We start from the raw sequence: 19,517 nt of genomic DNA on the forward strand, positions 1-19,517 counted from the left end.
TTATAGTTTGGATTTTTTAGTATTTGTAGAGGTACTCAATTTAATATTCAACCCTATAAATCTTTGAGAAGGTGAGGTTAAATCGCTATCACTATTCCAATCGGGATCTGCAAATCTAAATTCCTTGGTCCATAAAAAGACATTCTGTGCTGTTAGTGCTACAGAAGCGCTATTAAGACCTACTTTTTTAGCAAAGCTTTTAGGCATTGAAAAGCCTATAGATATTTCTCTTAACTTTAAGAAGGTTGGATCTGCTGCGCCGTCATGCCCGTCTCTGTATCGTCTTGCATAATCCTGATAAGATACTGGTTTATCGTTAGCTTCATAAATACGTGTATCTTCAATAATTCTTCCATACTCATCAAAGGTTGCTGCTCCTGAAACCACTCTAACACCTTGACCTACGTACGATGTGTTACCGTTAACTACCTCATCATAACGCCATAAGTTATCAGAATCGGGGTGTGACCCTGTATCCCACATTTTGTTATTGGTGAAATTATAAAGTATACCTCCTACTCGCCCATCAAAACTTAAATGCAGACTAAAGTTTTTCCAAGTAATGGAATTGGTAAGTCCCCAGATAAAATCGGGATCGCTATACCCCAATACTGAACTATAATCACTACGGATTGGAAATCCTCCACTAGAGTGAACAAGGTTACCTTGTGGGCCCCTAAGCCATGCTCTTTGCGTATAAACATCTCTTCGAGCCCCCTTTTTGGTCCATAAATTATCCGGTGAATATATCGGATCCAAATCCTTCAAATAAGAATGTGTTTTTGACCAGTTGGCCGATACCGACCAACTAAAATCATCTTTTTTTATAATATCGGCATTTACACTAATTTCAAGCCCTTTTCTTTCGATAGTTTCATCGATATTTATAAGCGTAGATGAAAAGCCAGAGGCTGACGAAATTGTAGCATACCTTTGACGGTCATAATTATACTTATTATAATAGGCTACATCTATATTTAAACGGTTTTTAAAAAAATAGGCTGCTGTCCCAACTTCCCAAGTTCTAGTTATTTCGGGCTTGACAATAGCATTTTTTAGTGTGGATGTATATGACGCTTCGCTATAACCATCACCCCAAGTACCGGTAGTAACACCATAATTTACATTGGTTTCATAGACTCCTAAATCATCTTTACTCAATGTCCATGACCCTCTTACCTTCCATAGATCCAACCATTCTGGTTGAATCAATTTACTAATAAGTATACTTCCTGCAGCCGATGGATAAAAATAAGATCGCTCTGTGGATGCTAGTGTAGACGACCAATCGTTACGTCCTGTAACATCCAAAAATATGGCATCTGCAAAAGAAAGTGATGCAATTCCCAATACGCTATTTACCTGTTTCCTATAGGTTGAAGCCGAAACATCTGGACGTTCTACCGAATTATTCAATGAATAAATTCCAGGAACAACTATACCCCCTCTTGTTGAAGCATACATATTTTGATCTTCCCACTTGTACATAGAAAATCCTCCTGTAAGATCAATATCAAAACCTTTTATCAATGCATCTTTCTTATTGTAATTAAACAAAAGGTCTGTATTTATACTATAGCCTCTAGATTGATTTTGAGCATACATTCCATTGGCATCCCAACCTCTGGTAGAATTGATTCCTGGAGGGTTTCTCCTTGTTGTTTCATTGGAATAAAAATCGTAACCAACCCTTCCGGTAATTTTGGCATCTTTAAATACCTTGTAATTGGTTGTTATATTAACATTGGTCATATTCTTTTCATTTCCTATTAGCTTTTCATAAGCCATCAAATAGGGGTTATCGTACCAAGCACTATAGTGCCAATTTTGCTCTACATCTGGAGTTACCCAGTAATCCCTATATTTACTTAATTCGTACTCAGGCCCTGTCCACATTAAAATTTGATAGATATAGCCTTGTCCTCCATAACCAGCTCCAAGCGTTTGGGGCGTCGCACTTCTATTATATCCAAGTGTTGTTGTAATATCTACCTTTTCTCCCAACTTGAGCTCTCCTGTTACATTGGCATTAAGTTTATTGAGTTTAAGATTGGGGTATTGTCCTTCATTGTATACATGTGTTAATGATGTACGAATGGATCCTGCTTCTCCTGTACTGGAAAAGGTTATGTTGTTATTAGTGATAATCCCTGGCTGTAGAAAATCCTTAAAATTATTTTTACCTCTGGATGTAAGGGGCATTACTTCCAATTGTTTAGTCTCTGGATTCCATTGCTCAGCCATGATCCCTATATCCAGTTTATCCCCCCATATATAGTCGGTAGCACTATAGGTGCCATTAAGTCCTGCACTATACGAGTGGTGTGTCTCTGGCAAGGCCAAATACCCCGCAAAGAACATATTGTTACTGTTAATGCTTATTTCATTCCCACCTTTTTTAGTGGTGATCATAATGGCGCCATTGCCTCCTCTAGCGCCATAGAGTGCAGAGGCCGTTGCCCCCTTTAAAACGTTAATGCTCTCTATATCGTCCTGGGAAACTTCTCCTAACTTCATATTACCGTAAGGCACACCATCGATAACGATTAAGGGTGCTACGCCTCTTAATAAAATATCTGGAGCTTCATTAAACTCTGTACTGTTCTGTATCCAAAGACCCGATACTTTACCAGTTAAAGAGGTAGCAACATCCACTACTTTTACCGCTTGCACTTGTTCTCCTGAAATCTCTTGGACAGAATAACCCAAAGCCTTTTTCTCCCGTTCTAAGCCCAAAGCCGTTACTACAACTTCCTGTAACTGTTGGGCATCTTCTCTAAGCCCTACATCAATCTTACTTCTGTTTCCAACGAGTTCTTCTTGCATTTGAAAACCTACATAACTAAAAACCAATACAGCTTGTTGGTTGGACACTTCAATCTCATAATTTCCATCAAAATCGGTTGACGTTCCTTGAGCTGTGCCTTTTACAAGTATCGTTACCCCTGGCAAAGGCACATTATCTACAGCAGAAAATACTTTACCTTTTATGATAATGGACTGCTGCTTTGAACTCGGTTCTTTAACATTAACACTAATAATATTGTTTAAAGGCTTAAACCTTAAATTTGCTTGAAGCGCCAAAGCTTCCAATATACTCCTTAAGCTTTCATTCCTTTTGTTAATTGAAACCGTTTTCTTCTCATCTACAATATTCTTGTCGTAGAAAAAACTAAATGTTGTTTTTGACTCTATAATCTTGAATACTTTTTTTAATGAACTATTTTGCTCATTGATACTCAAAACCACTTTATCTATATCTGCTTGCTCAATGTTATTATTATAGTTATTCGCATAAACCGTTAATACCTGGCTCGTTAGAATGAGCACTAAAAGACACCGCTTAAAAAATAGATGTCGAAAATTCCAATAATTTTTCTTCATAATTAATTTGATTTGTTAGATTTAGTTAAAACTATTATAGCACCTGTGTGGTAATTAGCCACGACAGATTTGGGGTTAAAAACTTTCTGTTAACTATATATTGTAAAAGGTAGGATCCCTATTTGTTGCTTTGTTTTCCTAAATAAAGCATTACTTTAGTATTATCTATTTTATATGAAATGCCCCGAGAGAACTCTAAACTCTTTAATACATTTTCAAGACTTTCATTTTTAAAACTTCCATTGATTTCCCAATTGTCATTACTTTCTCCAATGGGTTCTATAGTAACACCATACCATAGTTCTGTTAAAGCAATAAAGGTTTCTAAGTCGGCATCATTAAAAACTAGGATACCATCTTTCCACCCAAACTCTTGTGTATAATCAAAGGGTAATTTCTTGGCTAGGGCAAAATCTTCTTTCACCTCCAACTTTTCTCCTGGAAGCATGTCATAAGAAATACTGTTCAAATCTTCTCTCTGTGAATGTACCGACACCCGGCCGCGTTCTAAAGAGACATTTATACGTCCTTCATCGGTATAGGCTCTTACATTAAAAGCGGTACCATGAACCACCGTAACCAAATCGCCCGATTTTACCATAAACTTTTTATGGGCATCGTGCGTGACATCAAAATAGGCCTCCCCCTCAAGAACAACCTCTCTTGTTTTTGAATTAAATGTTGTAGGGTATTTTAAAGTACTCCCGGCATTTAAGAATACCTTAGTACTATCTGGCAAGTAAAATGCTGCACGCTCACCTTTTTTGTTTTGTTTTATCTGGATTGATGCAATAGACAACAGGTTGTCTTCTGAATCTGCTTTTAGGCTTTTACCTAGATTAAAAACTAGAAACAGCAATAATACAGCAGCTGCTCCTTTTAACAACCAAGGCGATAAATTAAAAACTTTCTCTTTTAAACGCCCTTCCGATCGAAAGCTATCACTTGTTTTATCCTTTAGGATATTATCCAATATCTCCTCTTGTCGAGTCTCTAAAGTTTGGGCCTTCTTGAAATCGATACGTTGCAGAATAGCTTTTGCGCGATAGAAAGCTTCTTTAGCTTCTGGATGGTTTTTTAACCACTTTTTCCAAAACAAATCGCTATCTGATGTAGGATGCTTTACCCACGAAATAAAGTGTGGGTTTCTTAAAAAGTAATCTATATTGTGTTCTGTATTCTTCAATTGGTCTCCTTTACATTAGATAGACAATTGAAAGCTTAAAACAACATCACTTTTTTTTAAAAAAATGATAAAAAAGATTTTCGAAGCTTTTTAATGATCTTATAGATAAGATTTCTAGCCGACTTAACATCTTGAAAACCTAAAAGTTCCTGCACCTCTTCATAAGACATGCCTTTATAAAAATAATAGTAGATTATTTCTCTGTGCCTTTCATTTAGATTGGACAATTCTTCGCTTAGCCTCTCAAAATTTTCTTTTTCTTCTTGATTCAGAATTATAGTAGACTCTTGTGAAGGTGCTATGCCAAACATTTGTTCTGGAAGATTAGCTGATGGGCTGTGTTTTTCCTTTTTCAGCATATTAAAAATTCGACGCTTAAGGCATTGGAATAAAAACAATCGAATACTTCGCTTTAATTTAGGTAAGGAACTACGTCTGCGTCGGAGATCAATAAATAGATCCTGAATGGCATCTTCTACCATACTTATAGAGGCAAACTGCACTCCAAAATCGCAGAGTTCCTTAAAGTAGTCGTTATATATCCTAATAAACGCGCCTTCATCTCCTTTAGAAAATGCATCCCACAGTTCTGTATCATTCGACAAGTTGTACTTATCAATGCTTAAAGAAGGGGCTATCTGGGGAGATGTTTCATCTCCCCATACTACTTTTTCTAAAACAGCCATGAATTATATGGTTCTTAAGTGATAAGCCTTAGGTTGTACAAACGCTCTAATGCCTTGGGAAGACAATGTACTGCCCAAACCAGAATTTTTTCTTCCCGACCACGGTACATTAGGGCTTACCCTATCACAGCAATTCCAATACACGGTTCCTGTATTCATCTCCTGCAGAATACTCATAGCTCGCTGTTCATTAGATGAAAACACCGCTGCAGTTAGACCATAAGGTGTATCTTTCATAAGCGCTATAGCTTCCTTATCGGATGTTACTTTTTGAATGCCAATAATAGGCCCGAAAGACTCCTGCATCATAACCTCCATATCGTGGTTACAATCCACCAAAACGGTAGGCTGAAAATAGTTTCCATCATGCTCTATAGGCTGCCCTCCTAATTTTAAAGCAGCACCTTTTGCTATAGCATCCTTTACTTGTTTGCTTAAAACATCTATTTGTTGAAGTCGTGTTAAGGGGCCTATAAAAGTAGATTCATCTTTGGGGTCTCCTATAACATAAGCACCTACTTCTGCTACAAAAGCATCTACAAAGGCATCATAAATCGATTCGGACACATATATACGTTCTACCGCGCAACAACTCTGTCCGTTGTTATAAAATGCCCCTTCCGCTGCATTGATAGCGGCCTGTTTTACATCTAAAACATCTTCTGCAATGAATAAAGGATCTTTACCGCCAAGCTCTAACTGTACTGGCACTAATTTATGAGCCACTGTTTGTGCAATATGTTTTCCTGTAGCATAAGATCCGGTGAAAAAATAGCCGTCAAAGTCTTCCTCAAGTAACACTTGCCCCAAACTACCATCACCAATCACACACTGAAAAACATGCTCTGGAACACCTGCCAGATGTAAATACTTTTCAAACTGCTTTCCTGTTAAGGCTGCATATTCCGAAGGTTTATACATGACTGCATTACCAGCAACCAAAGCATATAAAAATACATTATAGCCTACGTTATACGGAAAATTCCAGGCCGATATGTTGGCAATAACCCCAAGGGGTTCATACACTATCTTTTCATGGGTCGCTCCAACATTTACAAGAATTTCGTTGGAAAGCCATTGTTCGGCATATTGACTTAAATGATCGATCCTGCTATGTGCGCCGTTAATTTCATTACGCGATTGCTGAAGCGGTTTACCAGTCTCTTCGGTTAAAATAAGAGCCAGGGCTTCACTATTTTCTTTTATTAATTCCCCAAACTTCACGATACAATCCAAACGTTCTTGTACAGGCCGTTTGCTCCATGCCTTCTGTCCGGTTCTCAAAGCATTTAATTTTGCCTGTATATCTTCTTTTGTATTGCATAACAATTCTGTTATGATATTTCCGGTAGCTGGATTTGTTATTTTTAAATTCATATGTGGTCTATAAATTATTTTCTAAATATTAATGTTGAAACAACCATACATTAAAACACAATATATTTGTTACAACTAGTTTTCACATTACGCTTTCAAATGTCCAATAAACGCTTCATATAAAATATCGGCATCTATGAGATGATCTTTTATGGTGTGAAAAAACTCCGGATGCCATTGTACGGCCATAACTTTACCATAAGGCGCTTTGCTATAGCCAAAAGCTTCAATAAGGCCATCATCAGATATGGCATAAACCTCCAGGTCTTTACCTAAATCCTTTATGGATTGATGGTGGACCGAGTTAACATACGGGGTCTCTTCATGACCATATAGTTTGTCAAAATAACTGTCCTTTACAAAATGAATAGGATGTTTAATGGTATCGTATAACTCTGCCGACCTATGGTCTTCAGCATCCGTTTTTTGCGTAAGGGTATCCTGAAAAAGGGTTCCTCCAAAATAAACGTTCATAAGTTGAAACCCCCGGCAAATTCCTAAAACTGGTTTACCGTTCTTTATGGCGTAATCGAGTATCTTAAGCTCATACTGGTCTCGGTATGCATCGCCATTCCAAGTTCCTATGGGTTGTTCGCCATAAGTTTCAGGTGCCAAATCTGTTCCTCCCTGAAGCACAAATCCATCCATTTCAGCCAAAATATCAGTTAAATATTCAGCATTAACATCTGGAATCAACACTGGTAAAATACCTTTACGGGTAACATAGTTAGCCATGTCGTTTTCGAGATAACTCAAGGTCTTGGGCCCGAATACGGTTCTATTCTTATCGGGGTACATAAAACAGGATGATATGCCTATCTTAATCATAATCTACAATGCTTCTTCGTATAGTTTTTTAAAATCTTCTTGACTTACCGGCTTTGGATTAGAGGGGTGACAAAAATCTGCTTCTGCCAAAACAGAAAGCGCATCAATATGTTCGGCCTTTACGCCGATATCTGATAACTTAGTAGGTAATCCCAGCTCATTATTCAATTCAAATAAATAGTCCACTACCCGATCTCCTGCGGCACTTCCAAGCCCTAAGGCCAAGCCCATACGATCAAATCTGTCCTCAAATCCTTTATAATTGAATTTCATTCCATAAGGCAGGTTTACTGCATTGGCCAAACCATGATGGGTATCTAACATACTGGACAGCGGGTGCGCCAAACTATGTACAACCCCCAAACCTTTTTGAAACGCTACTGCGCCCATTAACGACGCCAATAACATTTTGGCACGTGATTCCACATCTGGATTGTGTGTTGCTTTTTCTATGGATTCTGCTATCAAGGCCATGCCTTCAAGTGCAATGCCATCGCACATGGGATGAAATCCTTTAGCCAAATAGGCTTCCAAATTATGTGTCAAGGCATCCATTCCTGTAGCCGCCGTAACAAAAGGGGGCAATTCCATAGTCAATAACGGATCTGCAAAGACGATTCTGGCCATTAACTTGGGGCTGAAGAGAATTCTTTTCTTCTTCGATTCATCTTCAGAGATAATAGCGCTTCTCCCTACTTCACTTCCTGTTCCTGCCGTGGTTGGAACGGTTATAAAGTGAGGCACTTCTTCGGTTACGTATTTATCGCCTCCAATAAGATCATCGTAATCAAAAAGATCCCTGGTATGGTTTACTCTCAAAACAATGGCCCTGGCCACATCTAAAGCCACGCCGCCACCAATACCCACAACACAATCTCTTTGGGTTTGACGAAACAGATCACCACCATTAATAACATCGGTCTTAATGGGATTTTTGTGCATGTCCTTAAACACTTCCACACTTAAACCACTTTGTTCAATAGCGTTCTTTATTTTTTTAAAAAACGCTAATTCTGCCACGTTGGGATCGGTTACCAACAGTGGGCTTTTAAGGTCGTTTGCTTTTAAATAACCGACCAACTCATTAATTACCCCAGCACCAAACCGAATGGGCGTAGGGAAGTTAAAACCATAGGTTTTTGTTATATCTATCATTGTTTTTATTAAATAATTTCAAAGTATCGTTTCGTTTCCCAATCGGTTACCTCTTTGGAGAACTGTCGCCATTCCCATGCTCTGGTCGTGGTAAAATGATTAACAAAGGTGTCCCCAAAAAGTGTGTTGGCTATATCTGAGTCTTTCATTTTATTGGAAGCTTCAAATAGATTAGCTGGTAATACGCCATGGCTTAAATTTTTGTATCCATTACCCGATGTTGGTGGGATATCTAGCTTTAAACCGTGCTTTATACCATATAATCCACTTGCCAAAGCAGCGGCCATGGCCAAATACGGATTAACATCGGAGCCAACGACCCGATGTTCTATACGGGTAGCCTTGCTTGAAGCTGCCAAAACTCGTAATGCAGTTGTTCGGTTATCATGCCCCCAGGTTAGGGTTGTAGGTGCCCAGGCGCCTTCTACCAGTCGCTTATAGCTATTAATTGTTGGGGCGAACATGGGCAGTATATAAGGTAAGCAATACAGCTGACCAGCGATGTAACTTCTCATAATGTCGCTCATATGGTCTGAAGCGGCTTCATCGTAAAATAAATTATTCTTATTGTCTTTATCCCAAAGGCTTTGGTGTATGTGCCCGCTACAGCCAGGAAGTTTGCTCGTTTGCTTAGCCATAAAGCTCGCCATAATACCATGTTTATAGGCAATCTCTTTAGTAGCCGACTTAAACAAAGTCGCTCTGTCTGCTGCTTCCAATATTCCGCTATACTGAATGGCTGCTTCGGTTACTCCTGGCCCGGTCTCAGTGTGCAGTCCCTCTAGGGGTACTCCAAACGATTTTAAATGTTCAAAAAGCGCGTTGAAAAAATCACTGTTCTCAGACATTCTTAAAATGGAATAGCCAAACATTCCTGGTGTTAAAGCTTGAAGGCTCTGAAAATTCTTTTCACTTACCGAATGTGAGGTTTCCCGAAAGTTAAACCATTCGAACTCTTGTGAAAACATAGGGTTATATCCCATTTTTTCAGCCTCGGCTATAACTCTTTTTAGTAAACTTCGTGGACATACCGGAATATCCCCATCTGTTTTATTACTAAAATCTCCCAATAAAAATGGCGTATCATCTTCCCAAGGAATTGTTCTAAACGTATTGATATCCAGTTGTGCATCAAAATCGCCATATCCCGTGTGCCATCCCACTAATTCAGTGCTATCGTAAGCAAAATCACCCATATCCCAGCCAAATACAACCGAGCAAAACCCAAATCCGCTCTCCAATGCCGAAATAAGTTTATCGGTGTGCATGAGTTTGCCTCTAAGCACGCCATCAATATCGGTAATGGCAACCTTTACTTTTGAGTGCTTACTTTCTTTTAATTGTTTAATGATATCTTGTTTGTCCATAGGTGGTTATTTAATCTCATATTCTTTATTCAGAAATACTAAAAAGTATAAATAAGACAATCCTACTATTGATATGAATACCAATGCAGTGATAGGATTGTAATAGCTCATCGAAACCAATGCTATTGTAGCTATAATTAGTGCTATTAACGGAAATGAAGGATACATTGGTACTTTAAAGGGACGTTCCATTTCTGGTTGTTTCTTTCGCAATGCAAAAAAGGAAAGCATAGAAACGATATAGAGTGCTAATGCCCCAAAACAAGCGATTGTAATGATCTCACTTGTTTTCCCTGTTGCCAAAGCGACAATGCCAACCAACATATTTACTATAAGTGAATTTGCTGGTGTTTTAAAACGGTGATGTACTTTTCCCAATATCTTTGGTGCATAACCCACGCGTCCAAATTCGAAGGTGGCCCTTCCTCCTGCCAAAATGATACCGTGAAAGGAGGCTACCAGGCCTAAAAGTCCTATCCCTATCAACAATTTATACAGCACATGTCCGCTGTTAATAATTTTTGACAACGCCAATGGTAATGGGGAGTCTGAGGCTACGGTACTTCCAACAGGATACACAACGGCTTCCCATCCTGCCACACCAACGGCTGAGACAAAAGTGAGCAAACACAAGATAACCAGGGTTAAAATAGCTGAACCAAACCCAATAAGCACACTGCGTTGTGGATTTATGGCTTCTTCTGCCACATTGGCCACCCCTTCTATAGCCAGAAAAAACCATATAGCGAAGGGTATGGCTGCAAATATTCCCGACACACCATTTGGCATGGGGTTTAATTGCAAATTATTAAGCTCAAATTCGGGAAGCGCCACCCCTGCAAAAATTAAAAGCTCTATCACCGCTAAAACAGTGATAACCAACTCAAATGAAGCCGCCAGTTTCACTCCCAAAATATTGATCCCCGTAAAAATTATATAGGCGCCTATGGCAAATACCATAAGATCTATTGAAGGATATAACAGGTTTAAATAGGCTCCTATAGCAGCAGCGATAGCCGGTGGTGCAAATACAAACTCTATGTTCTGTGCTATTCCCGCTATAAACCCCAGATGTTTACCTAGGCCCTTATTGGCATATTCAAAAGCTCCACCTGCCTTAGGTATGGCGCATGCCATTTCAGTATAACTAAATGTAAATGTGACATACATGATGATAACAAAAAAGGTGGCTATGGCCAAGCCGTAGGTACCGCCTTCGGCCAACCCCAAATTCCATCCAAAATACATTCCAGATATAACGTAACCTACCCCTAAGCCCCATAACATTAGTGGGCTAAGTACCTTTTTTAATTTATCTTCACTCATACTATATATATTTATGTTTACTCATTTATATAAATTAAGATACTGAATTAAAGCTATACATACCTAAGTAACCACCTACATGATTTGGTTTAAAATTGTTGTAATTTATAATAATTCAATTTTATAAAACTACAAACTTTATGATTTTAGAAAAAAAATATACTAAAAACACAATTAACAGTATTATTAATCTAATTGACTTTATGATATCTTTTTTCATAGTCTAAATCTACTGCGCTATAATATCCTTCCTAAAGTACTGCATCGTTTTATTCGTGTAAGTCTTCTTACTTTACTTAATAATAAAGCACTACCGGAATAGATAGTGCTTTATTATCACAACAGTATTATGGTATTACCAAGGTTAGGATTATGCATAAACTTTTGCCAACCTCGTACCGTACTCCTGTTTAAATTAGGGGCTACACTCTTCCCATAAACGGATCTGTTTTAGAGGCCTTACCTGTTTCGACCCGACCTGCAAAACGCCTTTCGTAATGATCCACACCATCTACTTTTACTGAAAAATCATACCAGCCATAACTCTCGTTCGATGGTAATACGATACGGATCGTTTCGCCTTTAACTATCACATGACCAGACTTTGGATTGTTATAAGCATGGTCGGTTAGCTCGATTCTGTAATCTGATTGGGAATTATTGGAGATTTCCAGCTCTACATTACCTGAAAGCTTCTTTAAAAAACGTCCTGTCTTTTCATAATGGCATAACACTTTTAGTTCTGGGTCGGTTGCGTTTCCTTTATATTCCCTGTAGAAGCCATTGGATCCATAAACACGCAAATGGTAGTGTTCGCCTTCAAAATGATTTAAATACCAGGCATCGGTGACCTGCTCTCCGGCCTCCACGGCATAAGACCAGTTTTTTACTGGTTGAAAACGCTTTAACCCCAATGCGTCCTCCTGTAGATAATTTCCTGGAGCATAAACATTAAATGGGGCACCAGACGATCGATCTCCAAAAACAGTGGTTGCGGCCTGAAAGGACAGCTTGAAAATGCCCTTGCTCCTATCTATCCCATCCTCTATATACAATTCGTATGGTAAGGCACAGGCATCCTTAATACCGGGTTCTTGCTCTGGCATAAATGGCAGTTCTAATTTTCCAGATCGCGCGGCGTTTATCTCTTCCGCGGTTAAGGGTTTAAAGTTTGACGGCGGCGCCTTAAAGCTTGCTTTATAAATGTCCTGTACAAACGGACTCCTGTCGATAAATTCAGCAAAGTTAAAGGCCGATGAATCGAATGGACGAAAAGCCGAGGTAAGGTCGCTGGTTATGGCACGGCGCCAACTGCTTATGTTAGTCTCCTTAATGGACTTTCCTGTTTTCTTGGCTATAAAGGTTTCCATAAACTGTAATGGTGATGTAAGATCACATACTTCGGAGTTTACCCATCCCCCGCGGGTCCAGGGGGAAGCTACTACCATAGGGACTCTATAGCCCAATCCTACCGCACTCTCTCTTGCATTTTCTGGCTTCATACCTTGCTTTTTAAGTTCTTCTTCCATGGTTACATACTCTGATATGGTTTCTATCCCTTTTGAAACCTTTTGAGTCTGTTTAGGGTTTGGAGCTACAAAAGGCGGTACATGGTCGAAATACCCGTCATTCTCGTCGTAGGTAAGAATGAATATTGTCTTTTTCCATACTTCGGGATTACTGGTTAAAATATCCAAAACCTCTGATACATACCAGGCACCAAACCATGGAGCACTAGGGTGATCGGAGAACTTTTGTGGGGCTACCAGCCACGATACGGTTGGTAGTTTCCCTTTACTAACATCTTCCCTAAACTGATGCAGTATGTCGCCTTTAGGGATTTTTAAGGTACGCTCTTCGCCATTATCATCGAAGGTAAGTGTTTCCGTTTCATGATAATGGGGATCATTTCTATTGGTTGTAAATGCATTTTCATGAAGGTTCTTTTGGAAGGCACTGAGCTTTTCATAGTTCTCTGAACTCCATATATCCAGTTCCCTTTTTATCTTTATGAGTTGCTTCTTTTTTTGTTCTAGCTGGTTTTGTAACTTCTGTACAGATTGCTTGGGCAATTCTTTAATCTTACGTTCCAATGCACTGATCTCGTCGGGTAGTTCGGTAAAACGCTTTTTCAAAAAGCTTTGATGGCTTTTACTGAAGCGTACATTAAACTGGGCGAACCATTCCAAGTTGTTGTCCGTGAAATTGGCTAATAAGGAGGCATCTTCATCCTTCAACTCGGTTTGAAGGCTAATCTCATTTTGATAGACCCGCCAGGAAATACCATTTTCTTCCAGGCGCTCTGGAAAGGACTTCCATTTAGCTTCGCTATTGTAATAACTCTCTGAATTACGCACGCAAGGTGTAGACGTAGGGGTTTCCCTAATTGTCCCTGACCAGAAAAAATGTCTGTTGGATGTCGTTCCCGTTAAACTGGAGCAAAAATGCTGGTCGAAGACCGTAAAGGCATCGGCAAAAGCATAATAAAAGGGAATATCCTCTCTATTGTAATATCCTAAGGTTAGGGGCATGTCCTTATAGTCGCCACCAGCTCTTTTAGCCTCCAGCCATTGATCATATTTGCCATTGTTACGTGCATCAACTTGGTCCTCCCAGGAATGTGGCAGGCCGCCCATCCAGGTTGCCCGGGTCTCCTTCATATTTAAGCGGAAAGGCACATAGGTCTCACCTTGTTTATTCTCCTGTAACCAAACTGGATTCTTATTAGGTAGGGTTATGGCACGGGGATCGTTAAAGCCCCTTACCCCTTTAAGGGTTCCAAAGCAATGGTCGAATGACCTATTTTCCTGCATCAGTAAAACTACATGTTCTGCATCCTCGAAGGTGCTGCCCTCTTCTGGATCGATGGATAATGCCCTTTGAACGGAGGCTGGTAAACTACCAACGACCCCCAAACCTCCGGTTAACAGTCCGGCCTGTTTTAAAAAATCTCTTCTTGTACTCATTTTATCTATTAATATTTGTCTAAAATTAATGTCTGATATAATTCTAAATCATCAAAAGATTCCCTTCTTGCACAACCTCCCATCCATGAAATCAAAAAAGCAAAGGTGGTAAAGTCAAACTCCCCACCCCTGCTCATCAAAATTGAAAAAAAACTAACTTAACTCAACCATTTAAAAATAATCTTGTCATTATATCAATCTAAATAAGTCCTTTAATGGTCCTCTTTAGTATTGCTTATTGCAACCACCATGGTATTTCACGAATTTTATCGTTACCACTGCCAAACTGACTGGTAATGGCCGCCGAAACATTTTCCGCATTTTGCACATACTCGCTTTGAGGATAGATCCAACGTGTTGGTGGTGTTTCTCCTGCATTATGTTCAAAATAGGGATACCCTGTTCTTAATTGATCGAAATACATACGCCATCCAGATTGCAAGAACGAGGTAAAATATTTTTGCGTCATAATAAGTTCCAGTTGGGTTTCGGCAGTCAACGCATTATCAAAATTAACCATACCTTCCATCAAATAGGTATCAGCAGCAGCTTGTGTAACATAACTTTCATAGCCTTTTGCATAGGCATTATAAAATTCAAAAGAGGCTTTAACACCGTTTTCATAATGCATTTTAGCATCAGAACTTATCCATCCTCTTAATGCAGCCTCTGCCAAAATAAACTCAACCTCTGTATAACTAAGCAAGTTATGGGGTTCGGTAGTAGGATCGGTGGTATAACGTAAGTTTACTTTTGAAGCATCTCCTTGCGCTGCTTTATCGTTAACTTCGGCATAAGGCGCTAAGGGATCACCACCTTCATAAGCATCAAAATCATCTTCGGCCAGACCACCTTCTTTGGCATTTCTTGTTTGCGAACAAAAAAGGAACAATCTGGGATCCTTTCTGTCTTGCAATCGCTTAATGAAGGTGGAATCCATGTAGAGTCCAGATCCATAACTACTGGAATTAAACTCGCTGTAGCGGCTACCATCCTGATCGACAAATACCAATTGTCCGTTATCTGAATTGGATCCAAAGATGGGTTGGTTATTAAAAATTGAAGCAAAAGTAGATTTTACATTTAGTTCTGAATCACTTTCCTTCTTCGACAATGAAATCAACACTTTTAATCTGAACGAGTTAATCAACTTTCTCCATTTTGCTGGATTACCGCCGTAAATAATGTCTCCTGCAATAAGCTCGTTATTACTTTCCAATAATGTATTAGCTGCTTCTAATTCATCCAAAATCCCTATAAACACATCTTTTTGGCTATCGTACTTAGGCGTGTACAATTCGGCTTCCTCTCCTTGAAGTGCTTCAGTATAAGGAATATCACCAAAGGTTAAGGTTAGCTCGTAAAAATAATAGGCTCTAAAAAATTTGGCTATAGCTCTATAAACATCGCTATCGATACGTTCGGCCTCTTCCATCATTTTGGTAACATCACGCAGACTGTTGTAATCTCCAAAACTGCCTCGGTTCCATCTATAATACTGTTCTGCATTTTCCCCATCGGTTTGAACGATCATCCTGGAAGCATACATAGCACCTCGACCTTGAACACTAAATGCACTATGCGCTATTTCTGTCAATAACAACTGTGGATGTGTTTCACTTACATTATTCGGGTTCTCATTAATACTGGTTAAATCGCTACATGCACTTAATGAGACCAATAGCACCAGTACAAAGAACTTTATTAATATTTTCATTTTCTTAATTTTTTATTTGATTAAAATTTCACGTTTAACCCCATTCCAAGATATCTTGTAGACGGATCCTGAAGGTTATTATCATCTCCAAAGTCTGGATCGATAATTTCTGCTTTTTTCCACACTAAAAGATTGTATCCATTTAAAACTGCATCTATATGCTTAACCCCTTTGATGTTTAGTACCTCGGTAAGATCATATTTAAATGTCACAGAACGTAATTTGAAAAAGCTACGGTCGAATACATTGGCAAACTTTTTATTTTCTTGGGTTGTTACCTGTGCTCTATAGGGGTAGTTCTGGCTCCATGTTTGCCAGCTTACAGCTGTGGTATGAGGAGCAAATACACGTGTATCTGAAACCACATTACCGTTTACATCCTGTACCAATTCTCCGCTAACTATATTAACACCTTCTGGCACATATACTGGCTGACCGGCCGCATATTCTGCATCACGATATTCTGTTGAATTGGGGTGTTTACCTCCCCACCACATTTTTTCTACAGAAAGCGATCGCATTACGCCTCCCCAAGAACCATCTATTCCAATATCCAGACTTAGTTTTTTATACCTAAAGCTATTTTGAAGTCCCAATCGCCAATCTGGCAGTTTATGACCCAATAGCTGTTTGAAATTATCTTTTATAGGCAATCCGTTACTATTCAGTATGAGTTGTCCGTCCGGAGCCTTTTGCCAAACCGTAGCATAATAACTATCGGCCCTGTCGTTCAGGAACAGGTCTTTAAATCGCTCTTGCCCGCCATATATTTCGGTGATCTTTTTCTCAAACTTACTCCAGTTGGCCGTTACGCTCCACTTAAAATCTGCTGTTTGCACCGGAATGGCCCCCACGACAACCTCATAACCATTTGTTGTATATTCATTACCATTCACTTTTCTATCTTCAAACCCTGAGGCTATAGAGGTTGGTAAATCTATAATTTGGTTGGTGTCTACTACATTATAGTAGGTGAAGTTAAATTTAAGCCTACCTTTCAAAAGTGAAGCATCTAACCCTAATTCGTACGATGTTGAATTCTCCGGTTGAATATTAGGGTTTATTATACCTTCTGGGTAAGTAAGTTTTGTTAACCCTCCAAAATTGCCATCATTATCATAATAGGACGATATTTGATAGGGATCCAAATCACTGGAAACCTCTGCCCAAGAACCATAAACTTTTAGGAAATCTATAGCCTTTGGCATTTCTATTAAATTAGATACTAAAGTACTTGCAGAGAATGAAGGGTAAAAATAGGATCTGTTTTCCACCGGTAAGGTTGATGACCAGTCATTTCTGGCTGCAAAGTTTAAGAAGACCGCATCGAACAAATCTATACCCAGGGTAGCATACACACTATTTGTTGCCTTTTTCCTTAACAAAGTAGTGGCTTTTACATTACGCTGGGTATTATTAAGGCTATAGACAAATGGTACGATCAACCCGTCTGTGGCATTATACTCTTCCTGAAACTTATGATAGTACGTAGACGCACCGGCATTTATATTGATGCCTAAATTATCGTTAATGGATTTATCATAGCTTGCTAAAACATCCAAATCGATCGTGGTCCAGTTTCTGTTCCATGTTTTGTAATCACCTTCCCTTGGATCGCCATAGTTAAGATAGGTTTTAGGGCTTTCTCTATCTTCAAAGTTATCCTTTATAACTGCCGAACCCCGTGCCTGAAGTTTTAAGTCATCGGTTAAGGCATAGTTTAACTTTAATTGTGAGTTTATAACATCGGAATCGTATTTCTGATTTAACTCATAGGCCGCAAAATACGGGTTATTATACCAGGCATAGTTCCAGTTGGCTTGTCGGTAGCCCTCCTGCCCTGGTATGTATAAGTGCCTTCTTTGATCCTCTCCGTTAACATCATCACCCATCCATACTAAAATGGTATACATGTGGTTTTTAGGCCCATAACCATGTCTGGGGTAATTTGGCGAGTACACTTTATTGTATGCCAACTTACTGTTTAAGGTTAGTTTATCCGTTAAAAAGGTTGTGGCCTTAAAACTTAAGCTTCCTGTTTTAAGACTAGCATTAGGCACTCTATCCTTTTGGTCGGTAAACATACCCGATATGCGGAAAGATCCTTTTTCCCCTTTATGGGATATCGCAAAATCGGTACTTGAAATATAACCCAACTCCATAAATTCCCTAAGGTTATCATGACGCTCCCATGGAATGGGCACCCTTGAATAGCGCGATTTATCGTCGTATTGTGTTCCCGAAACATCACCCCACCAAGGAATAGTTTCTCCCGTTTGGTTGTCGTATATCGGACTGTTCCATTGGGGAATCATAACCCCAGGTTCGAATTTTGGTCCCCAAATCATATCCCCATCGGAAATCCCGCCGTCCTGGCCATCCCAGAATTCGTATTTTCCATTAGAACCGTTACCATACTCGGTCTGGTATTCTGGATATACTGTAAAACCGGCCGAAAATAAGGTGCTATGCGACAATGTTACTTCTAAACCTTCTGCTTTGGCATTCTTGGTACTAATAAGAATAGCCCCATTCCTACCTCGCGATCCATATAAAGCGGAGGCTGTTGTTCCTTTTAATACATTAATGTCGGCTATATCGTTGGACGACACATCATAAAAATCCGTGTCCACCGGAATTCCATCGATAACTATTAATGGTTCTTTACCCCTTAAGGAAAAAGATGGCGACTGAAACAATCCCGTAGGGTTGGTTACGGTTAAACCGGCCACCTGACCAGAAAACAAGCTTCCAACATTAGGAGCTTTTACCTCCTCTATAGTTGTCGTTTCAATGCCTTGGGTAGCATACCCTACCTTCTTTTCTTCACGGGTAATGCCAAGTGCCGTTACGATAACTTCATCCAAACCTTGCATGTTCTCAGACATGGCAACCTTTAAATTTCCATTAGCAGGCACTTTAACTTCCTGGGCCACAAAACCTACATAGGTAATTAACAGTACGGCATCCAATCCAGAGACCGTAATACTAAAATTACCATCAAAATCGGTAGAAACGCCATTACTTGTGCCTTTTTCAATGATTGAAGCGCCAGGCAAGGGTTCTCCATCTACTGCAGATACGACTTGTCCGGTAACTTTTAGTGCTTGTTGTTTGGTTTTAGTATTTGCTTCTTTTTTGATAAGAACGGTTTCTCCCGAAATGCTGTATGCAATTTTTGCTTTTAACGCTATATCCTCTAAAATCGTTTTAACGTCTTTATTTACATACTGAAAATCAAATGTTCTGGTATCGTTTAAAATATCGCTACCATAATTAAAATGGAGTGCCGATTTATCCTCTAGGATAGAAAATACGTCGTTTAATGTAGCTCTATTAACATTAATGCTTATTTTTGAGGAAATTTTTAATCCGGTATTGGGACTGGCATAAAGTAATGCACTTATAAGAAATACCAGTAAAGTTAGTATTCTATTTTTTTGTTTATAAAATTTCATAGTATTGAATGTGATTTTTAATTGTTGTCATTTAATGCTTTGATTATTCAGGCCTGTGCCAGCAGGC

Annotated in this window: 11 protein-coding genes; all 11 read right to left on the bottom strand. The window is 39.2% G+C overall.

Features of this window, described 5'->3' with window-relative positions; translation table 11 throughout:
• The 11 genes from MR062_RS17320 to MR062_RS17370 all read right to left on the bottom strand — a co-directional run bounded on the left by MR062_RS17320 (position 1) and on the right by MR062_RS17370 (position 19,450).
• On the bottom strand, positions 1 to 3,330 hold the full coding sequence (locus MR062_RS17320) for a SusC/RagA family TonB-linked outer membrane protein (RefSeq protein ID WP_242206644.1): 3,330 nt from the start codon (positions 3,328 to 3,330) through the stop codon (positions 1 to 3).
• Between the two features lie 172 nt (positions 3,331 to 3,502).
• Positions 3,503 to 4,570 (bottom strand): FecR family protein, encoded by a 1,068-nt coding sequence (locus MR062_RS17325; RefSeq protein WP_242206646.1) that lies wholly within the window; start codon positions 4,568 to 4,570, stop codon positions 3,503 to 3,505.
• A gap of 56 nt (positions 4,571 to 4,626) precedes the next feature.
• Positions 4,627 to 5,256, bottom strand: coding sequence for an RNA polymerase sigma factor (locus tag MR062_RS17330; protein ID WP_242206649.1), 630 nt, complete (start codon positions 5,254 to 5,256; stop codon positions 4,627 to 4,629).
• A gap of 3 nt (positions 5,257 to 5,259) precedes the next feature.
• Positions 5,260 to 6,633 (bottom strand): aldehyde dehydrogenase family protein, encoded by a 1,374-nt coding sequence (locus tag MR062_RS17335; protein ID WP_242206650.1) that lies wholly within the window; start codon positions 6,631 to 6,633, stop codon positions 5,260 to 5,262.
• Between the two features lie 87 nt (positions 6,634 to 6,720).
• Positions 6,721 to 7,461 carry a gamma-glutamyl-gamma-aminobutyrate hydrolase family protein gene (locus MR062_RS17340; RefSeq protein ID WP_242206653.1) on the bottom strand — a complete coding sequence of 247 codons (741 nt, stop codon included), beginning with the start codon at positions 7,459 to 7,461 and terminating at the stop codon, positions 6,721 to 6,723.
• Between the two features lie 3 nt (positions 7,462 to 7,464).
• On the bottom strand, positions 7,465 to 8,616 hold the full coding sequence (locus tag MR062_RS17345) for an iron-containing alcohol dehydrogenase (protein WP_242206655.1): 1,152 nt from the start codon (positions 8,614 to 8,616) through the stop codon (positions 7,465 to 7,467).
• Positions 8,617 to 8,624: 8 nt separating this feature from the next.
• Positions 8,625 to 9,983: a glutamine synthetase family protein gene (locus MR062_RS17350; RefSeq protein ID WP_242206657.1), complete on the bottom strand. Its 1,359-nt coding sequence runs from the start codon at positions 9,981 to 9,983 to the stop codon at positions 8,625 to 8,627.
• Between the two features lie 6 nt (positions 9,984 to 9,989).
• Positions 9,990 to 11,309: an ethanolamine permease gene (gene eat, locus MR062_RS17355; protein ID WP_242206658.1), complete on the bottom strand. Its 1,320-nt coding sequence runs from the start codon at positions 11,307 to 11,309 to the stop codon at positions 9,990 to 9,992.
• A 422-nt stretch (positions 11,310 to 11,731) separates the two neighbouring features.
• Positions 11,732 to 14,275, bottom strand: coding sequence for a phosphocholine-specific phospholipase C (locus tag MR062_RS17360; RefSeq protein ID WP_242206660.1), 2,544 nt, complete (start codon positions 14,273 to 14,275; stop codon positions 11,732 to 11,734).
• A 235-nt stretch (positions 14,276 to 14,510) separates the two neighbouring features.
• Complete coding sequence (locus MR062_RS17365; RefSeq protein WP_242206662.1) at positions 14,511 to 15,992, bottom strand: SusD/RagB family nutrient-binding outer membrane lipoprotein; 1,482 nt, start codon at positions 15,990 to 15,992, stop codon at positions 14,511 to 14,513.
• A 20-nt stretch (positions 15,993 to 16,012) separates the two neighbouring features.
• Positions 16,013 to 19,450 carry a SusC/RagA family TonB-linked outer membrane protein gene (locus tag MR062_RS17370; protein ID WP_242206664.1) on the bottom strand — a complete coding sequence of 1,146 codons (3,438 nt, stop codon included), beginning with the start codon at positions 19,448 to 19,450 and terminating at the stop codon, positions 16,013 to 16,015.
• Positions 19,451 to 19,517: the final 67 nt, after the last annotated feature.

Source organism: Aestuariivivens insulae (genome assembly GCF_022662195.1).
In the GTDB taxonomy this organism is placed as follows: Bacteria; Bacteroidota; Bacteroidia; order Flavobacteriales; family Flavobacteriaceae; genus Aestuariivivens; species Aestuariivivens insulae.

Excerpts from the sequence above, each read along its gene's own strand:
- MR062_RS17330 (WP_242206649.1), bottom strand. The coding sequence starts at position 5,256 with ATGGCTGTTTTAGAAAAAGTAGTATGGGGAGATGAAACATCTCCCCAG.
- MR062_RS17335 (WP_242206650.1), bottom strand. The coding sequence starts at position 6,633 with ATGAATTTAAAAATAACAAATCCAGCTACCGGAAATATCATAACAGAA.
- MR062_RS17340 (WP_242206653.1), bottom strand. The coding sequence starts at position 7,461 with ATGATTAAGATAGGCATATCATCCTGTTTTATGTACCCCGATAAGAAT.
- MR062_RS17345 (WP_242206655.1), bottom strand. The coding sequence starts at position 8,616 with ATGATAGATATAACAAAAACCTATGGTTTTAACTTCCCTACGCCCATT.
- MR062_RS17350 (WP_242206657.1), bottom strand. The coding sequence starts at position 9,983 with ATGGACAAACAAGATATCATTAAACAATTAAAAGAAAGTAAGCACTCA.
- eat (WP_242206658.1), bottom strand. The coding sequence starts at position 11,309 with ATGAGTGAAGATAAATTAAAAAAGGTACTTAGCCCACTAATGTTATGG.
- MR062_RS17360 (WP_242206660.1), bottom strand. The coding sequence starts at position 14,275 with ATGAGTACAAGAAGAGATTTTTTAAAACAGGCCGGACTGTTAACCGGA.
- MR062_RS17365 (WP_242206662.1), bottom strand. The coding sequence starts at position 15,992 with ATGAAAATATTAATAAAGTTCTTTGTACTGGTGCTATTGGTCTCATTA.
- MR062_RS17370 (WP_242206664.1), bottom strand. The coding sequence starts at position 19,450 with ATGAAATTTTATAAACAAAAAAATAGAATACTAACTTTACTGGTATTT.